General features: G+C 66.4%; 18 protein-coding genes and 2 tRNA genes. 8 read left to right on the forward strand and 12 right to left on the reverse strand.

Annotation, left to right across the window (positions count from 1 at the left end):
- Positions 1–124: 124 nt before the first annotated feature.
- Positions 125–970, reverse strand: coding sequence for a 3'(2'),5'-bisphosphate nucleotidase CysQ (cysQ, locus tag GGR25_RS23250; RefSeq protein ID WP_183401270.1), 846 nt, complete (start codon positions 968–970; stop codon positions 125–127).
- A 101-nt stretch (positions 971–1,071) separates the two neighbouring features.
- Entirely contained in the window at positions 1,072–2,184 is a 1,113-nt protein-coding gene (ald, locus tag GGR25_RS23255) for an alanine dehydrogenase (RefSeq protein ID WP_183401271.1), read from the reverse strand.
- A 135-nt stretch (positions 2,185–2,319) separates the two neighbouring features.
- Here ald and GGR25_RS23260 point away from each other — a divergent pair, with 135 nt between their 5' ends.
- Positions 2,320–2,799 carry an Lrp/AsnC family transcriptional regulator gene (locus GGR25_RS23260; RefSeq protein WP_183401272.1) on the forward strand — a complete coding sequence of 160 codons (480 nt, stop codon included), beginning with the start codon at positions 2,320–2,322 and terminating at the stop codon, positions 2,797–2,799.
- A 99-nt stretch (positions 2,800–2,898) separates the two neighbouring features.
- A complete protein-coding gene (locus GGR25_RS23265; protein ID WP_183401273.1) occupies positions 2,899–3,426 on the forward strand; it encodes a 2,4'-dihydroxyacetophenone dioxygenase family protein in 528 nt (175 codons plus the stop codon).
- A gap of 434 nt (positions 3,427–3,860) precedes the next feature.
- Here the strand turns inward: GGR25_RS23265 and GGR25_RS23270 are convergent.
- The 9 genes from GGR25_RS23270 to GGR25_RS23310 all read right to left on the reverse strand — a co-directional run bounded on the left by GGR25_RS23270 (position 3,861) and on the right by GGR25_RS23310 (position 10,242).
- Positions 3,861–3,936 (reverse strand) — tRNA-Phe (locus GGR25_RS23270).
- 144 nt (positions 3,937–4,080) lie between these two features.
- On the reverse strand, positions 4,081–4,296 hold the full coding sequence (gene yacG / locus GGR25_RS23275; protein WP_183401274.1) for a DNA gyrase inhibitor YacG: 216 nt from the start codon (positions 4,294–4,296) through the stop codon (positions 4,081–4,083).
- Positions 4,297–4,307: 11 nt separating this feature from the next.
- Positions 4,308–4,967: a Maf-like protein gene (locus GGR25_RS23280; RefSeq protein ID WP_183401275.1), complete on the reverse strand. Its 660-nt coding sequence runs from the start codon at positions 4,965–4,967 to the stop codon at positions 4,308–4,310.
- A gap of 89 nt (positions 4,968–5,056) precedes the next feature.
- Positions 5,057–5,539, reverse strand: a complete 483-nt coding sequence (locus tag GGR25_RS23285; protein ID WP_183401276.1) for an arsenate-mycothiol transferase ArsC — start codon at positions 5,537–5,539, stop codon at positions 5,057–5,059.
- Positions 5,540–5,542: 3 nt separating this feature from the next.
- On the reverse strand, positions 5,543–6,031 hold the full coding sequence (locus GGR25_RS23290; protein WP_246410207.1) for a UPF0262 family protein: 489 nt from the start codon (positions 6,029–6,031) through the stop codon (positions 5,543–5,545).
- 101 nt (positions 6,032–6,132) lie between these two features.
- Positions 6,133–7,425 carry a histidinol dehydrogenase gene (hisD, locus tag GGR25_RS23295; protein ID WP_183401278.1) on the reverse strand — a complete coding sequence of 431 codons (1,293 nt, stop codon included), beginning with the start codon at positions 7,423–7,425 and terminating at the stop codon, positions 6,133–6,135.
- Between the two features lie 624 nt (positions 7,426–8,049).
- Positions 8,050–8,502, reverse strand: a complete 453-nt coding sequence (locus GGR25_RS23300) for a DUF2948 family protein (RefSeq protein ID WP_183401279.1) — start codon at positions 8,500–8,502, stop codon at positions 8,050–8,052.
- Positions 8,503–8,572: 70 nt separating this feature from the next.
- Positions 8,573–9,862 (reverse strand): UDP-N-acetylglucosamine 1-carboxyvinyltransferase, encoded by a 1,290-nt coding sequence (gene murA / locus GGR25_RS23305; protein ID WP_183401280.1) that lies wholly within the window; start codon positions 9,860–9,862, stop codon positions 8,573–8,575.
- A 128-nt stretch (positions 9,863–9,990) separates the two neighbouring features.
- Positions 9,991–10,242 (reverse strand): hypothetical protein, encoded by a 252-nt coding sequence (locus GGR25_RS23310; RefSeq protein ID WP_210300070.1) that lies wholly within the window; start codon positions 10,240–10,242, stop codon positions 9,991–9,993.
- A 111-nt stretch (positions 10,243–10,353) separates the two neighbouring features.
- Between GGR25_RS23310 and GGR25_RS23315 the strand changes: the two genes are divergently transcribed.
- Positions 10,354–10,428, forward strand: a tRNA-Thr gene (locus GGR25_RS23315).
- 129 nt (positions 10,429–10,557) lie between these two features.
- Here GGR25_RS23315 and GGR25_RS23320 read toward each other — a convergent pair.
- The gene (locus tag GGR25_RS23320) at positions 10,558–11,337 is read right to left on the reverse strand and encodes an SDR family NAD(P)-dependent oxidoreductase (protein ID WP_210300071.1); all 780 of its coding nucleotides are present in this window, start codon (positions 11,335–11,337) and stop codon (positions 10,558–10,560) included.
- A gap of 372 nt (positions 11,338–11,709) precedes the next feature.
- On the opposite strand from GGR25_RS23320, the gene GGR25_RS23325 reads away from it, so the two are divergent.
- From GGR25_RS23325 to rpiA, 5 genes are read left to right on the forward strand one after another with little or no spacing between them, the layout of a single operon-like run.
- Positions 11,710–13,179, forward strand: a complete 1,470-nt coding sequence (locus tag GGR25_RS23325) for an aldehyde dehydrogenase family protein (protein ID WP_183401282.1) — start codon at positions 11,710–11,712, stop codon at positions 13,177–13,179.
- Between the two features lie 3 nt (positions 13,180–13,182).
- On the forward strand, positions 13,183–14,718 hold the full coding sequence (gene xylB, locus GGR25_RS23330; RefSeq protein WP_183401283.1) for a xylulokinase: 1,536 nt from the start codon (positions 13,183–13,185) through the stop codon (positions 14,716–14,718).
- A 34-nt stretch (positions 14,719–14,752) separates the two neighbouring features.
- Positions 14,753–15,454 carry an HAD hydrolase-like protein gene (locus GGR25_RS23335; RefSeq protein WP_183401284.1) on the forward strand — a complete coding sequence of 234 codons (702 nt, stop codon included), beginning with the start codon at positions 14,753–14,755 and terminating at the stop codon, positions 15,452–15,454.
- Between the two features lie 14 nt (positions 15,455–15,468).
- Complete coding sequence (locus tag GGR25_RS23340) at positions 15,469–16,308, forward strand: SIS domain-containing protein (protein ID WP_183401285.1); 840 nt, start codon at positions 15,469–15,471, stop codon at positions 16,306–16,308.
- Between the two features lie 53 nt (positions 16,309–16,361).
- Positions 16,362–17,066: a ribose 5-phosphate isomerase A gene (rpiA, locus tag GGR25_RS23345; RefSeq protein ID WP_183401286.1), complete on the forward strand. Its 705-nt coding sequence runs from the start codon at positions 16,362–16,364 to the stop codon at positions 17,064–17,066.
- The last annotated feature ends 186 nt before the right edge of the window (positions 17,067–17,252 follow it).

A 17,252-nucleotide genomic window follows, 5' to 3' on the forward strand; every position in this document is an offset into this window, starting at 1 on the left:
GCGAAACTAGACCTCCGCAGGGAGCAGGCCGAGATATGCGCGTCGCGTAGATTCCCTGATGCGTTGTCGCGCTTGGCGCGAATGGCGCATGGCGAGAAATCCCGTTCCAGATAACTCTATCGTCTTAGTCGTCTTTGCGAATGTCGAGGCGCCCGCCGGCAATGAAGGACGGGTTCCGGTAGGTGTCGAGGCCCACACCCGATTTCGGTCCATAGACCAGCGGCTCGCCCTCGGGCGTGGTCACCATGCCGCCGGCCGCGCGGAGCACCGCATCGCCGGCTGCGGTATCCCACTGCATGGTCGGCCCGAAGCGGGGATAGAGGTCCGCCCGGCCCGACGCGATCAGGCAGAATTTGAGCGAGGAGCCGGCCGGCACGATGGAAGCGCCGGGATAGCGTTCGATGAAGGCGTCCGTCTGCGAGGTGCGGTGGGAACGGCTCGCCACGATGCGGAGTGGCGCTGCGGGCTGCGCCACGGCGACGGCCCGCCGCTCGGCGATCCGCCCCGCCTCGATGCGCATTTCCTCGGCGCCGGCGCCGAGACGCCCCGCGAAGAGAACGTCGCGAGCCGGCGCGTAGACGACGCCGGCAATGGGAATGCCGGCTTCGATCAGCGCGATGTTGACGGTGAACTCGCCATTGCGCGAAACAAATTCGCGCGTGCCGTCGACAGGATCGACGAGGAAGAAGCGGCTCACCACATCCGGTATGATGCCGCCGCAGCAGGCCTCTTCGGCCACGACCGGAATGCCGGGTGCGATCCGCGCGAGAGCCGCCAGAATGATGATCTCGGCGCGGCGGTCGGCTTCGGTGACCGGCGAGGCATCATCCTTCGCGTCGACCGAAAAGTCGCGACCATAGATCGCCATCACTTCGGTACCGGCCGACAGCGCCGCCGCCACCATGCCTTCGAGCAGCGTGGCCTCGTCGGCTGATTCGCCGGGGACCGACGACATCGATTGAGCTTGCATCACGCCTCGCTGGCCGTCTGGAATTCAGCGCCCGGACGACCTCTTAGCGCCATTGCGCGCCGCGACCAAGCGCGGCGCGCCCCGTGGCGCAGGGACCAGCCTCAGGCTGCAATGCCGACCGGGTCCGCGAAGCTCACGCCGAGCGCTTCGGCAACGGCGCGGTGGGCGACGCGGCCGCGATGAATGTTGAGGCCTGCCCTCAGATGCGGATCCCGGGCGAGGGCTGCAAGACCCTCGCCGGCCAAGGCCAGTCCGAAGGGCAGCGTCGCGTGATTGAGCGCATGGCTCGAGGTGAGCGGCACGGCGCCCGGCATGTTGGCGACGCAGTAGTGGATCACGCCATCCTCGACATAGGTCGGATCGGCATGGGTCGTCGCATGGGACGTCTCGAAGCAGCCGCCCTGATCGATCGCGACGTCGACGAGCACCGCGCCGCGCTTCATCTTCGGCAGCATGGCGCGCGTGACGAGCTTCGGCGCGGTCGCGCCCGGAATGAGGACGGCGCCGATCACGGCGTCGGCCGCGATCACCTCTTCCTCGAGGGCGTCGATGGTCGAATAGCGCGTGCGCACGCGGCCGGCGAAGATCTCGTCGAGCTCGCGCAGCCGGGGGATCGAACGGTCGAGGATCGTCACCTCCGCGCCGAGGCCGGCCGCCATGCGAGCGGCATGCAGGCCGACGACGCCGCCGCCGATGACGGCGACGCGGGCAGGCGCCACGCCCGGGACGCCGCCGAGAAGGATGCCGCGGCCGCCATTCGGCTTCTGGAGTGCCGTCGCCGCGGCCTGGATCGAGAGGCGTCCGGCGACTTCGCTCATTGGTGCGAGCAGCGGCAGGCCGCCCTGTGCATCGGTCACGGTCTCATACGCGACGGCGGTGACGCCCGACGCCATCAGGCCGCGCGCCTGATCAGGATCGGGGGCGAGGTGGAGATAGGTGAAAAGGATCTGGCCTTCGTGCAGTTGCGCCCATTCGGAAGGCTGCGGTTCCTTGACCTTCACGACCATGTCGGCGAGCGCGAAGACTTCGGCTGCCTGGGATGCGATGGCGGCACCGGCCGCGACGTAGGCCTCGTCACCCGCCCCGATGCCGTCGCCGGCTCCGGTCTCGACCAGCACGCGATGGCCGCGCGCGACATATTCGCGAACCGCAGCCGGCGTGAGGCCGACGCGGAATTCGTTGTTCTTGATCTCCTTCGGAACGCCGACAAGCATGGTGATGATCCCCTGGTATTTTCTGGATGTCGCGCAGGATATCGCCGCTCCAGATGCGGTTCTGTGCTAATTCATGTCTCCGAAAGTCATTCAGCGCACATTTGATGCGTTGAACGCCGCTGCGGAGGCGAATCCATGCATCTGGACGAATTTGATCGCAGGATCGTCGGGCAATTGGCCCGCGATGGGCGTCTTTCGACGGTGGAGTTGGCCGATCGGGTCGGGCTGTCGCCCTCGGCCGTCACGCGCCGCCTGCAGCGCCTCGAGCAGGACGGCGTCATTGCGGGCTATCGCGCCGTGATCGATCCGGCGGCGGTCGGGCTCGGCATCACCGCCTTCGTCGAAATCTCACTCGAGCGGCAGAACGATGAGGCCCTGAAGGCGTTCGAGGCGGCGGCGCGGAAGTGTCCCAACATCCTGTCGCTGCATCTGATGTCGGGCTCAAGCGACTATCTGCTCCGCATCGTCGCGCGCGATCTCTCCGATTTCGAGCGTCTGCACGCCAATGTCCTCGGCCATCTGCCGGGCGTGGCGCGGATCGAATCCAAGTTCGCGCTGCGCGAGGCCATCGAGCGACCGTTGATGGTGGTGCCCGAGAGACCGCCGCGCAGCTGATCGCGACTGGCATATGGCGCCGTCGGACGCTATGCGAGAAGACGAGCCGCGCCGGCCGGAGGAGAACGGTGAGCCGGCTCGCAAGGGAGGAGCGCGCTGATGCCGCCGATGAAGATCGACCCCAATCCCCGGATGCCCTACCAGCATCCGATGCCGAAGGAGACGCTGCCCGACATCGTCATCCCCGATGCGGTTCCTGCTGACGAGCGGGTCTGGGTACCGCAGTCCGAGCGCGTCTGGTTCCGCCCGCTCTGCCTCAATCGCTCGCAGGGCTACTGGATGAACCTCTTGCGCGTGCGCAAGTCAGGCGTCCTCAGCCGCCATCGCCATCCCCAGGCCGTGCACGGCTATGTCATCAAGGGCCGCTGGCACTATCTGGAGCACGATTGGGTGGCGGAGGAGGGCGGCTATGTCTTCGAACCCCCGGGCGAGACCCATACGCTGGTCGTGCCCGACGATGTCGAGGAGATGATCACGCTCTTCCAGGTCAACGGCATCATGTACTACGTCGATGCCTATGGCGAGCCGCTCGGCTTCGAGGACGTCTTCACCAAGATCGACATGTGCCGCGCGCATTACGAGAAGGTCGGCCTCGGCGCAGACTATGTCGACCAGTTCATCCGCTGAGGGGAGCGTTTGGCGCGGCGGTCGTTTCCTGGCTGGCGTGACCGCAAGGGCATAACGAGCCGGCGTGGATCGCCAATGGCCATCCGTGATGCTGCGCCGCACCTTCACGGATTTGTCAGATATGCTGCACTGCACTCGCGTTGACGCGGCGCACCATAATGCGCATTATCGGGACGTTGCTGTCCTAAAGCATACTCCCTCCCTAAAGCCCGCCGGCGCGACTCGTCGCTCCGGCGGGTATTTGTTGTCCGCTCCTGCGTTTGATGCTGTGCCTCTTCGAGGTCGCCGCCCGGTGGGGCCTCACAGCGCGCGGCTGCCGCCATCGATCTTTGCCGGTGAAGAGAACTGGTACCGACACGAACATCGGCGAAATGCGCGGCTCGACCTGTTGGTCGGCTACGGCGCGCAGCTCGGATGCATCTTGAATGGGAAAATGGTGCCTAGGGCTGGAATCGAACCAGCGACACGCGGATTTTCAGTCCGCTGCTCTACCAACTGAGCTACCTAGGCCCGGCGCCGGTGGGTCGTGCCACGAGCGCGAAGACACGGCCTTATAGGGGAGCGCGGCAGGCCTGTCCAGAGGTCCGAGTGGGCTCTTCGAGCCTGTGGAAAGCTGTCGCGGCGACGGCGCGAAAGCCGGCTGCGCAGGGGCGTTCAGGCCTCTTCCTCGTCGTCCTCGCCTTCGCCTTCCACCGCGGCGATCGCATAGGCGCCCGTCAGCCAGCGATGCAGGTCGACATCCTTGCAGCGCTTGGAACAGAAGGGATAGGCGGCGCGCGTCGATTCCTGGCCGCAGATGGGGCAGGGCCGCGGCGGCCGCAGGGGTACCACCTCGGCAGACGGCTTCGTGCCCTGCTTGCCCTTGCTCATGCTCTCGATCCTCAGCTCGGCCCGAGCCAGCCCTTGCGTGTCGGAAAGCCCTCGCCCTCCAGCATGGCGACCGTCTCGTAGAGCGGCAGCCCGACGACCGAACTGTAGGAGCCGACCAGCCGCACCACGAAGGTTCCAGCGAGGCCCTGGATGGCGTAGCCGCCAGCCTTGTCGCGCCATTCGCCCGAGCCGAGATAGGTATCCATCTCCTCGCGTGAAAGACGCTTGAAGCGCACTTTCGTCTCGACGAGGCGCTGGCGGATCGCGCCCTTGGGCGTGATCAGGCAGACGGCGGTATAGACGCGGTGCGAGCGGCCGGAGAGCAGGAGCAGGCATTCGCTCGCCTGGTCGTGGAACTCCGCCTTCGGCAGGATGCGCCGGCCGACCGCCACCACCGTGTCCGCCGAGAGGATATAGGCATTGGCGAATTCGGGCGTCCGCGCCGCCATGGCGCGGGCAGCGTCCGCCTTGGAGCGGGCGAGTCGCTTGGCGAGGCTGCGCGGCAGCTCATGCTTCAGCGGCGTCTCGTCGACCGAGGTCGGCAGCAGGCTGTCGGGCTCGATGCCGGCCTGCGAGAGGAGCTGCAGGCGGCGCGGACTGCCGGAGGCGAGCAGGAGCTTCGGCCCGAACGCGGCTTTGGGCTCTGACTTTGGCTCGGGCGTTCCGATCATGCGCGATCTTCCGGTCGGTGAGGGCAAGGCTGGGGCGAAGCGCGCGGAACCTAGCGGAAATCGCCGGGCAATGAAACCGGCGGCAAACCTCAGCCGCTCGACGCCGGCATCCAGCCGAAGCGCGCCTTGATCCGGTCCGCCAGCTGGTCGCGGACGGCGCGATAGGCATCGAGCACCTGCTCGCGCGACCCCGATACCAGCGTCGGGTCGGGGGTCGGCCAGTATTCGACGTCCAGTGCCATGGTGCGCGTCAGTTCCAGCGCGCGATGATGCGCCTCGGGCGACAGCGTGATGACGAGATCGAAATTGGTGTCTTCGAGATCCTCGATCGTGTGCGGGCGATGGCGGGAGAGATCGATGCCGCGCTCCTCCATCACGATCTTCACGAAGGGATCGGCCTCGCCGCGTTTCACGCCCGCCGATTCGACATAGAGCGAACCGGGAAAGAGCTGGCGCGCCAGCGCCGCGCCCATTGGCGAGCGGATCGCGTTCATGCCGCAGACGAACAGCACCGAGGAGGGCGGCCTCGAGCGCGCCGGAGCCGCCGGCCCGGGGGCGACGGTGGCGGCCAAGCCTCAGCCTTTCCAGTGCAGCGCGCAGACGAGGGTGAACAGCCGCCGCGCCGTCTCGAAATCCACGATGATCTTGCCGGCGAGCCGCTGCATCAGCAGCCGCGACCCCTCATCGTGCACGCCGCGACGGCCCATGTCGATCGTCTCGATCTGGCTCGGCGTCGCGGTGCGGATGGCCGCATAGTAGCTGTCGCAGATCAGGAAATAGTCCTTCACGATCTTCCGCAGCGGCGTCAGCGACAGGAGATGCAGCACGAGCGGGCTGTCCGCCTCGTCGCGTATGTCGAAGACGAGCCGGTTGTCGCGGATCGAGAGGTGAAGCCGATAGCCGCCGGTCGGATGGCCGGGCAGGACGAAGCGGTTGTCCTCGATCAGGTCGTAGATGGCAATATTGCGCTCATGCTCGACATCGGCCGTCGAGCGGCCGATGGATGCCGCGTCAAGCTCGACGGCAATCAGCCGGCCGGTCTCTCCCTCCAGAAGGTCCGCCATCATCCCGCCTTGAAGCGTTTCCCCGGCACGAGCGTCTTCAGGCGAAAGGTCAAGGAACTCGCTTGAAGACGACGCGGCACGTTTCCGTTTTGCCGATCCTGCTACAGATTGAGCCGGATCGCCACCGATCGTGCATGGGCGCCGAGGCCCTCCGCTTCCGCAAGTGCGATCGCGGCCGGTCCGAGAGCGCGCAGCTGCTCCGGTCCCGTGCGGAGGATCGACGTCCGCTTGACGAAGTCGAGCACTGAGAGCCCCGAGGAGAAGCGCGCCGAGCGCGCGGTCGGCAGGACGTGGTTGGAGCCGCCGACATAGTCGCCGATCACCTCCGGCGTCGAGCGCCCGACGAAGATCGCGCCGGCATTGCGCACGCCGGCCAGCAGCGGCTCCGGGTCGGCGACCGCGATTTCGAGATGCTCCGGTGCCAGGCGATTGGCGAGCGGCAGCGCGTTCGCAAGGTCGTCGACGAGAATGACGGCGCCATAGTCGCGCCAGCTCGCCGCGGCGGTCTCGCCGCGCGGCAGCGTCTTCAATTGCCGCTCGACCGCCGCCTCGACCGCCGTCGCGAAGGCGGCGTCGTCGGTGATCAGGATCGACTGGGCCGCCGTGTCGTGCTCGGCCTGCGCGAGAAGGTCGGCGGCGATCCAGTCCGGATCGTTGTCGCCATCGGCGAGAATCAGCACCTCTGACGGGCCGGCGATCATGTCGATGCCGACCGTGCCGAACACCTGGCGCTTTGCCGCCGCTACATAGGCATTGCCCGGCCCAACGATCTTGTAGACGGGCTTGATCGTCTCCGTGCCATAGGCGAGCGCAGCGATCGCCTGCGCGCCGCCGACCCGGTAGAGCTCGTCGACGCCGGCAAGGCGGGCTGCGACGAGGACCAGCGGATTGATCACGCCGTCCGGCGTCGGCACGACCATGACGACGCGATCGACGCCGGCGACCTTGGCCGGGACGGCGTTCATCAGCACGGAGCTCGGATAGGACGCGGTGCCGCCGGGCACATAGAGGCCGACCGCCTCGATCGCAGTCCAGCGTGCGCCGAGCTCGACGCCGAGCGCATCGACATAGCGATCGTCGACCGGCTTCTGCCGCTCATGATGCGAGCGAATGCGATCGCGCGCCAGAATCAGCGCCGCGCGCGTGCGCTCGTCCACCGCCTTGTCCGCCGCCTCGAACTCCGCCTCGCCGACGCGCAGCGTGGCGGGCGTCAGCTCCAGCCGGTCGAAGCGCTTGGTATAATCGAGCACCGCCGCGTCGCCGCGCGCGCGCACATCGGCCAGGATGGCGCGCACCGCGCTGTCGACGTCCTCCGACACCTCGCGCTTGGTCGCGAGCAGCGCGACGAAGCGCGCTTCGAAATCCGGATCGGCGGCATTGAGACGAATGGCCAAGACACGGCTCCTCTTGTGCGAGCGACGTGTCTAGCGCGGTTGGACAGCAAGCGGAAGCGGTCGAAGCGTAGGGTATGCGACTACACCCTCAGGAGATGGCGTGTGGGGGCTGACAAAGCCAGAATGCATGTCTAGGTTGTAGTTTCGGGTACGCCGCAAATCTGGAGGAAAAGATGCGCAGCCGAACGTACGCGCCCCTGACGGCGGCGAATTCCATTGTCTATCGGGAGATCACGGGCTGGCCGAAGAACGTGACTAGTCGTTTGAATCGGAAGTTGAGTGCCCTCTGTCGGCACGGCGCCTATCACGTGAAAATCGGTATAACCAACTCGCCGTCAACTCGATGGAAACAAGCATACCGGTCGAACGGCTGGAGCCGGATGCATGTCATTTAAGCATCCTCCCGCCACGACCATGTTTGTGGAATAGAAAAGGCTCTTATCGAGCGGCTAGACAACTATCTCGTTCCTGAGATGCCTTGGTATTACAATGGTGTCGCCGGAGGTGGAGGGCGTAAGCCAGTAAGCCCTCCCTACTATCTGTATATTGTCACCGCACCAAAGTACGCCAGAGTCATCTACTGAACTATCTGAATTCAAATCCAGATTGGTAGCGACACGTTTTCTACGCGGTCTGGACGTCGACTTCATGCTTGGGGCAGCAGGTCGTGGCCCAGGCCGGACCGAAATCGCTGATCGCCGCCTCGATGCATTCGACATCGAGCGCGATGGCCGCGCCGCCGGCGAAGATGAGCGTGATCGTGCCGGCCGGCTCGTTGCTCGCCTCGAACGCGATGGCGAGGAGGTCGAGAACTGCTTCGGGATCGGTGCGGTCGATGCCGGCCGAGCGGCAGGCGAGGACGCGGTCGAAATGGAAGCCGGAGCGGCGTCGCTCCCAGGTCTTCTTGAAGGTGCCCTCGGCGGGCTTTTCCCAGACGAAGCGGTTCACGACGGCCGCGAAGCGCTTCTCCTTGGGCAGGAAGGTCATATCCTTGACCTTCAGGACGGCGTCCTGAACATGCGCCGATACGACGGCGAGATCATCGACATCGAAAGCTACAAGTTTCAAACGGTCCATTTCAGCACCCTTCCACCAACTGCGCAGCGAAGGTGGGGACGGACCGCGTGAAAAGCAAGCCGGGCGACGATCAGCCGGCGATGCGTTCGATGGTCGCGCCGCAGCGCGACAGCTTGTCCTCGAGCCGCTCGAAGCCGCGATCGAGATGATAGACGCGGTTGACCATGGTCTCGCCCTCGGCCGCGAGGCCGGCGATCACCAGCGAGACCGAGGCGCGCAGATCCGTCGCCATGACCGGCGCACCCTTCAGCGCCGGCACGCCGACGACGGTCGCGTTCTGCCCGTCCAGATGGATTTCGGCGCCGAAGCGCGCCAGTTCCTGGACATGCATGAAGCGGTTCTCGAAGATCGTCTCGCGAATATGAGAGGTGCCCTGGGCGCGGCACAGCAGCGCCATCAGCTGCGCCTGCAGGTCGGTAGGGAAGCCGGGGAAGGGCTCCGTCGTCACGTCGACGGGCTTCAGGTCCGCGCCGTTGCGATAGATGCGGATGCCCTCATTGGTCGGCGTCACCTCGGCGCCGACCTCGGTCAGGATCTCGAGCGGACGGGCGAGCGTGTCGTAGCGCGCGCCCTCGAGCAGCACATCGCCGCCGGTCATGGCGACCGCCATGGCATAGGTGCCGGCCTCGATGCGGTCCGGCATGACCTCGTGCCAGGCGCCGTGCAGGCGGTCCACGCCCTCGATGCGGATCGTGGATGTGCCGGCGCCGGTGATCTTGGCGCCCATCTTGATGAGGCATTCGGCGAGATCGACGATCTCGGGCTCGCGGGCGGCATTGGTGATGACCGTCTCGCCCTTGGCGAGCGTCGCCGCCATCATCGTCACATGCGTCGCGCCGACCGTGACCTTCGGGAAGTCGACATGCGCGCCGCGCAGCCCGTTCGGCGCCCGGGCGACGACATAGCCGGCCTCGATCTCGATCTCGGCGCCGAGCTGCTCGAGCGCCATCAGGAAGAGATCGACCGGCCGCGTGCCGATGGCGCAGCCGCCCGGCAGCGAAACCTTGGCGAAATGCTCGCGCGCCAGCAGCGGCCCGATCACCCAGAAGCTCGCCCGCATCTTGGAGACCAGCTCATAGGGGGCGGTGGTGTCGACGATGGTGCGCGCGGTCAGCTGAACCGTCTCGCCGGCAAGGTCGCCGTCGCCGATTCGCTTGCCGGACACCGTCATGTCGACGCCGTGATTGCCGAGGATGCGCTTCAGCAGCGCGACATCGGCGAGGCGCGGCAGATTGGCCAGCGTCAGCGTCTCGTCGGTGAGGAGGCTGGCGATCATCAGCGGCAGGGCGGCGTTCTTGGCGCCGGAGATCGGAATCGTGCCGTTGAGGCGTGCGCCACCGACGATGCGGATCCTGTCCATCCAAACGGGCCTTTCGCGTTTGCCGGCGAGCAGCCGATTCGAAATGGATGCGCCCCCGCCTGAAGTTCGCCCGTTTAGCCCAGGAATGCGGCCGACTCAAGGAATGGCGCGCGCCGAGGTGACGTCGGTCACTCTTCCTCAGGCGTGCCGGCCGCCTCGCCGAAATCATCGAGGCCGTTGCGGCGCGCCTGCTTGCGGCGCTGCAGATTGGTGCGGAGCGCCGCCGCCAGCCGTTCGGCGCGCGCATCCTTCGCGCCGCCCTTCGCCGCCTTGGCCGCCGGCCCGGTCGTGCCCTTCGCGCCTTCCTGGTCTGGCGCCTGCCCGCCAGCCGCGCCAGTCCCCTGGCCCTCTTCGCGCGAACCCGTCTTCACCATCGTCAAACCCGTTTCGAGCGTCGGCTCTGAAAGCTTTCACGGGAAACCGCCGTCCCGCGCTTGATCCCATCCGTCCTCTGTGGCAGAAGACCGCCGACCGCGCCAGAGGCCGGACACGCTGCAGTAGCTCAGTGGTAGAGCACTCCCTTGGTAAGGGAGAGGTCGAGAGTTCAATCCTCTCTTGCAGCACCATTCTTTCCCGCAGAATTCGTGCCGAACCGATCCCGTCCCTCGCGAGACGGGCGTGACGCATTCGCGATGCGGGATCGGGTTGTCTCCCGATCCCCGGTGCGGCACGCGGTAGCGGGCTTTTTCGCGTTCTCAGATGCTGGTGTAGCCGGCGTCTGCGCGCAGGATGGAGCCTGTCATCAGGCTCGAGGCGTCCGAGGCCAGGAACTGGACGACGGATGCGATTTCGTGCGGCTGGCCCATGCGGCCCATCGGCGTCAGGTCGAGCCATCGTGCGATCAGGCCGGGCTGGCTTTCGAGGCCGTGCAGCAGCGGCGTCTCGATATAGGTCGGCGCCACCGCATTGACGCGCACGCCGCGCGTTGCCCATTCGACGGCCAGCGAGCGGGTCAGGTGGTGCACGCCGGCCTTGGAGGCGTTGTAGTGGCATTGCGGCTGCGGCGTATTGACGATCTCGGCCGACATGGAGCCGATATTGATGATCGAGCCGCGCCCGGCTTCGAGCATGCGGCGGCCGAAGCCGCGGCAGGTGCGGAATACGCCCGTCAGATTGACGTCGATGACGCGCTGCCATTCGTCGTCGGACATGTTCTCGGCCGGCGTGTTGGTCACGATCCCGGCATTGCAGACGAGGATGTCGAGCGGCGGCAGCTCTGCGGCCATCGCGTCGATCCCGGCGCTGTCGGTCACATCCAGCGCGGCGGCGCGCGCCGCGTAGCCCTTGGCGACCAGCGCTGCCGCTGTTGTCTCGGCCCGGCGCGGATCGATGTCGGTGCAGATGACCTCGGCTCCGGTTGCCGCCAGCGCTTCGGCGCAGGCCGCGCCGATCCCCTGTCCGGCGCCCGTGACGAGCGCCAGCCGCCCGGCAAGATCCAGCCTCGCGCGATAGTCGATCGATGCGTGTTCGCTCATGTCCTGAGGTCTCCTCCTGATGTCGCGTTCCGGTCTCGGCCAGCTGTCGGCAGCCGAATACCGCATGCTGGCGGCCCGCGAAGGCCCCGTTTCGGCTGATTTGATAGTTAAACTACGTTTGTGCGCCGATCGCGGTCAATCCCCGGCCGAATGCGGTCTTGTCGAGACGCGGGAGCGACGAGTGGTTGGCGGTGGGATTTCGGTCTTCGATTGAGAGATCGTCCTATCCTATTGATCTGAATATGCAATAATGAGATCGCTTCATCGCGAGGCGCTTCCGGGGCCGGTTCCGCGCTCCCGGCGCGCGCCCACTTGCGGATTAGTAGTATTGCTATATTACTGGCATTCAAGAGCAACGATTGGAAACGTCCGATGCCTGATCAGACCATTCGCGCCCTCGATGGCAAGCTGTTCATCGACGGGGCCCTCCGCGAGGGCGCGGGGGCTCGCCTGCCGGTGGTCAATCCTGCGACCGGTGAGGTCCTTGGCACGATTGCCGCGGCGACGCCGGCCGAGATCGAGGCGGCCGTGGCGGCAGCGCGGCGGGCTTTCCGTCCCTGGGCGGCGCTCACGCCGCGCCGACGCGCCGAGGCGCTGCATCGGCTGGGGGATCTGATTGCGACCGACGCCGATGCGATGGCGCGCGTGATGACGCTGGAGCAGGGCAAGCCGCTCAACGAGGCACGCGGCGAGATCCTGAAGCTCGCCGAGGCCTGCCATTTCTATGCCGAGGAAGCGACGCGCGTATTCGGCGAGATCGTGCCGAACGACCAGCCGGGCTTCCAGAGCCTCGTCGTGCGCGAGCCGATCGGCGTCGTCGGCGCGATCACGCCGTGGAACTATCCGGCCGAGCTCGTCGGCTGGAAGCTCTGCGCCAGCCTCGCCGCCGGCTGCACGATCATCATCAAGCCGGCGGAGCTGACGCCGTTCACGGCGCTCGCCATTGCCGCCAAGGTTGCCGAGGCAGGTATCCCGGCCGGCGTCGTCAATGTGCTGACCGGCAAGGGCTCGCAGGTCGGGCAGGCGCTGGTCGATCATCCCGGCGTCGACAAGATCGCCTTCACCGGATCGAGCGCCGTCGGCCTGCATATCCAGCAGAGCTGTCCGGTGGTGAAGCGCCTGTCGCTCGAGCTCGGCGGCAATTGCCCGCTGATCGTCGCCGAGAGCGCCGACCTCGCCGCGGCCGTGAAGGGCGCGACGCGGCGGAGCTTCCGCAATATGGGTCAGATCTGCATCGCGATTAACCGGATCTATGTCGCCCGGCCGCTCTACGAGGATTTCCTCGCCGCGCTCGGCGCCAGCGCCGACCGGCTGACGATCGCCAACGGCATCGAACGGCCCGACGCGGATGTCGGCGCGATGGCCTCGGCCGAGCCGCTCGAGAAGACCAAGGCGCATCTTGCCGACGCGCTCGCCAAGGGCGCCAGGCTGGTCGCCGGCGGCAAGGCGCCGGAGGGCGAGGAATTCGCGCGCGGCTTCTTCTTCCGCCCCACCGTTCTCGGCGACTGCACGCATGAGATGCTGGTCATGAGCGAGGAGACGTTCGGTCCGCTCGTCGGCGTCGCGCCCTATGACACGCTCGACGAGGCGATCGAGAGAGCAAACGACACGCCCTACGGCCTCGCCTCCTATGTTTATGCCCGCGATCTCGTCGAGATCCAGCGCCTCTCGGCCGGGCTCGACTATGGCAATGTCGCCATCAACAATGTCGATGCCGGCATCATGAACGCGCCCTATGGCGGGCGGAAGCAGAGCGGCATCGGCTATGAGCATGGCCGCGAGGGCCTGCTCGAATATTTCAACTTCAAGCATGTGCGGCTGCATCACGGCGTCGGGGGCTAAGCCATGACCTCGGTGATCCTGGGCATCGATATCGGGACGTCCGGCTGCAAGGCGCTCCTGCTCGACATCGACGGCAATGTCGTCGCGAGCGAGACGGCGACCTATGGACTTTCGCAGCCCCGGCCGGGCTGGACCGAGCAGGATCCCGAGTTGTGGATCGAGGGCGCGCGTCAGGCCGTGGCGGGTGCGCTCGCGAAGGCAGGATCGGTCGAGATCCTCGCCGTCGGGCTGTCCGGCCAGATGCACGGGTTGACGCCGCTCGATGCCGATCGGCAGGTTCTGCGTCCCGCCATCCTGTGGAACGACCAGCGCAATGGCGCGGAATGCGCGGCGATCACCGAGGCGGCCGGCGGGATCGAGGCGCTGCTCGCGGCAACCAACAACCGCATGCTGATCGGCTATACCGGCGGCAAGATCGCCTGGATGCAGCGTCACGAGGGCGAAATCTTCGCCAAGCTGCGTCATGTGCTGAATCCTAAGGACTATCTTCGTCTCCGCCTTACCGGCGAGATTGCGACCGAGGTTTCCGACGCCTCCGGCACGGGGCTGTTCGATGTGCGGGCCCGGCGCTGGGCCGATGCGCTCGCGGGGCGGGTCGGCATCGATATCGGCCTGCTGCCGCCCGTGCATGAATCGCATGTCATCACCGGGCGGATCGATGCGCAGGGCGCTGCGCTGTTCGGGTTGCCGGCGGGCATTCCTGTTGCGGGCGGTGGCGGCGACAGCGTCATCCAGACGATCGGCTCCGGCGTGATCGCGCCCGGCGAACTGCAGACCACGATCGGCACGGCGGGCATTCTCGCCGCGGCGCTCGATACGCCGCAGCCGAATCCGGACGGCCGCCTGCAGGTCTTCTGCAATGTCGTGCCTGACAAATGGCACTGCATGGGCGTGTCGCTGAATGCCGGCGGTGCCATGGGCTGGTTTCGCGATTGTCTCGCCGCAGGTTTCGGCGGGGCGGCGGCGCCGTCCTTCGACTCGATCGTGGCGGCGGCTTCCCGGAGCCCGGCTGGCGCACGCGGCCTTCTGTTCCTGCCCTATCTCAATGGCGAGCGCTGCCCGCATCCCGATCCCGATGCGCGCGGCGCCTTTATCGGGCTGACGAGCCGGCATGGCCGCGCCGATATCGCCCGCAGCGTCATGGAGGGCGTGGTGCACGCCTTCCGTGACATGTACGCGCTGATGCAGCCGATCGGCATTACCGGCGCGATCGTGAAGGCCTCGGGCGGCGGCGCGCGCGCGCCGCTCTGGCGCCAGATTCAGGCCGACATGTTCGGCTGCGACGTGGTGACGACCGAGGGCGCCGCGGAAGGCGCGGCCTTCGGCGCGGCGCTGGTTGCCGGCATCGGCATCGGCGTGTGGCCGGATGGCGCAGCCGCTGCCTCCGCATGCCGTGAGCTGACGCGCGAACGGCCGCAGGGTGATGCCGGCCGGGTCTATGATCGGGCCAACGCGATCTTCCGCAGTCTCTATCCCGCCCTGCAGGAGAGCTTCGCCGCGCTCGGCGATCCGCTCTTCGAAGAGGCGTCCCATGTCTGAGCACGCTTCATCGAAGGCGAGGAAGTCCGAACCCATGACGTTCGCGCGCCCTGCGACCTATTCGGCGCTGATCTTCGATCTCGACGGAACGCTGATCAACAGCGCGCCGGACATTGCGGCGGCGGTCAACCGCACCTTCGCGCTGCGGGGCTGGCCGGAACTCGAGACAGATTATGTCGAGGCCTTCATCGGCAACGGGCCGCGCCGGCTCCTCTACGACATGCTGTCGGATCTCGGCCTGCCCTGCGACGATGCGACCGTCACGGCCGCGCTCGACGGCTATATCCGGAACTATACCGAGCATCCGGCCGATCGCACGCGCTTCTATGACCATGTGCTCGACGATCTCGTCGCGCTCCGCGATGCTGGCTTCCGCCTCGGCATCTGCACCAACAAGCCGCATGCGCTGACGCAGTCGATCCTCGAAGTGCTCGGTCTCGACGTGCTGTTCGAGGCCGCGCTCGGCGCCGATGCGGTACCGGCCTGCAAGCCCGATCCGCGCCATCTCATCGCCGTGGCCGAGGCGATGAGGCTCCCCGTCGGCGAGGGCGCGGTGAACTGGGCCTATGTCGGCGACACCGCGGTGGACCAGGCGACGGCGGATGCCGCCGGCGTTCCGTTCTTCGTGGTGCCCTGGGGTGGCGGTTCCCTGGTCGATGTTCCCGCGCATCAGCGTTTGAGCCGGCTTGCCGATCTGGTGCAGTTTGGTCCCCGCACCGCGACCGCGGTCGAGTGAGCGGAGGACAGGGCGTGACGGTCAGCCTTTTGCAGCGCGTTCTTCAGGAAAAGGCGACCATGGGCGCCGCGGAGCAGCGCGTCGCGGCCTATGTGAGCACCTCGCCGGGCGAGGTGATCCATATGAGCATGGCGCGGCTCTCGCAGATCTGTTCGGTCAGCGATCCGACGATCATGCGCTTCTGCCGGCGTTTCGGCTTCGAGGGCTATCAGGACTTCAAGCTGCATCTGGCGCAGAGCCTCGTGCCCTCGGCGCCCTTCGCCTATGAGCAGATCGTGCAGGGCGATGGTATCGACAACATCGTGCGCAAGACCTGCCGCAACTCGCTGAACGCGATCCAGCGGCTGTTGGAGGACATCGTCCCGCAGCATGTCGAAGAAGGCGCGCGGATTCTGCATGCCGCGAGCTGGACCGGCATCTATGCGACCGGCATTTCCGAGGTGACGGCGCTCGATGCCGAGCACAAGTTCCAGCGCCTCGGCATGCGCTGCCAGGCGCTGCTCGGCGGCAAGAAGCAATGGATGCATGCGGAAAGCGCGCGGCCCGGCGAGGTTGCGCTGATCTTTTCGCAGTCAGGCCATACCAAGCAGATGGTCGAGGTGGCGATCGCCGCGCGGGCGGGCGGCGCGCGCGTCGTCTCGGTCGCCGCGGATGACAGCCCGCTCGCGCGTGTCTCCGACGTTGTGATCGCCGTGCTGCCCTATGACCGCACCGAACTCATGACGCCGCTCGCCTCGCGGCTCAACCATCACCTCGTCATCAACATGCTGGTGACGGCGATCGCCATCATCGGCGGCAGCGAATTCCCGGATCAGCTTCCCGCGCTCGATTCCTGGCAGACCGACAAGATCTGACGCCTCGCGGCGCCAGCCCACACGACATTGCAATGAAGAGAATTGGAGGAGAGATGAGCGCTCAGGACGAGGCCAAGAGGGTTGCCGGTCGGCGCGTGATCGAGGAATTCGTGCGCGACGGCATGAAGCTCGGGCTGGGCTCCGGCACGACCTCGCATTTCTTCGTGCGCGAGCTTGGCAAGCATGTGGCGGCCGGCATGCGGCTGACCTGCACGACGACGTCGCGCTCGACCAACGATGTGGCGCGCGAGGTCGGCATCCAGATCACCGATCCCAACGAGATCGGCGAGATCGACCTGACCGTCGACGGCCCGGATGAGGTCGATCGCCAGTTCAACATGATCAAGGGCGGCGGCGCCTGCCTGCTCTGGGAAAAAATCATCGCGCATGCTTCGAAGCGGATGATCTGCATCTGCGACGAGACCAAGATCGTCGATCAGCTCGGCGCCTTCCCGCTGCCGGTCGAGGTGGTGCAGTTCGCCTGGAAGCAGACCGAGCGCATGGTCGCGAACACGCTCGCCGCCCACGGAATCGTCGGCGTTCCGATTGTGCGGCGCATGCGCGACGGCCAGCCCGTGGTGACGGATAGCGGCAACTTCATCCTGGATTGCCGCTGCGGCGTCATCGCCGAACCCGCCAAGCTGGAGATCGAACTGAACCGCATTCCGGGCGTGGTCGAGAATGGCCTCTTCACCCGCGAGGCGGTGGGAATGGTGGTCGGGTGCTTTGACGGCACGTCCTACGTTTCGATGCGATAATGTAGTAAAACTCGTATAGCGTTTTGATCTTTGTCTGATCGCTCTGGATGGCGACCCTCGGGCCGCTTTCCGCACATTCTTGCGCTTTTCGCGACCTTCGCTCATGGGTGGCGGGTGTCGGGAATCTCGATGGATCCCCATCGTCGCGCTTGACAGTGAGCATGGGCGTAGTATTACTATCATCAC

This window comes from Kaistia hirudinis (assembly GCF_014196455.1).
In the GTDB taxonomy this organism is placed as follows: Bacteria; Pseudomonadota; Alphaproteobacteria; order Rhizobiales; family Kaistiaceae; genus Kaistia; species Kaistia hirudinis.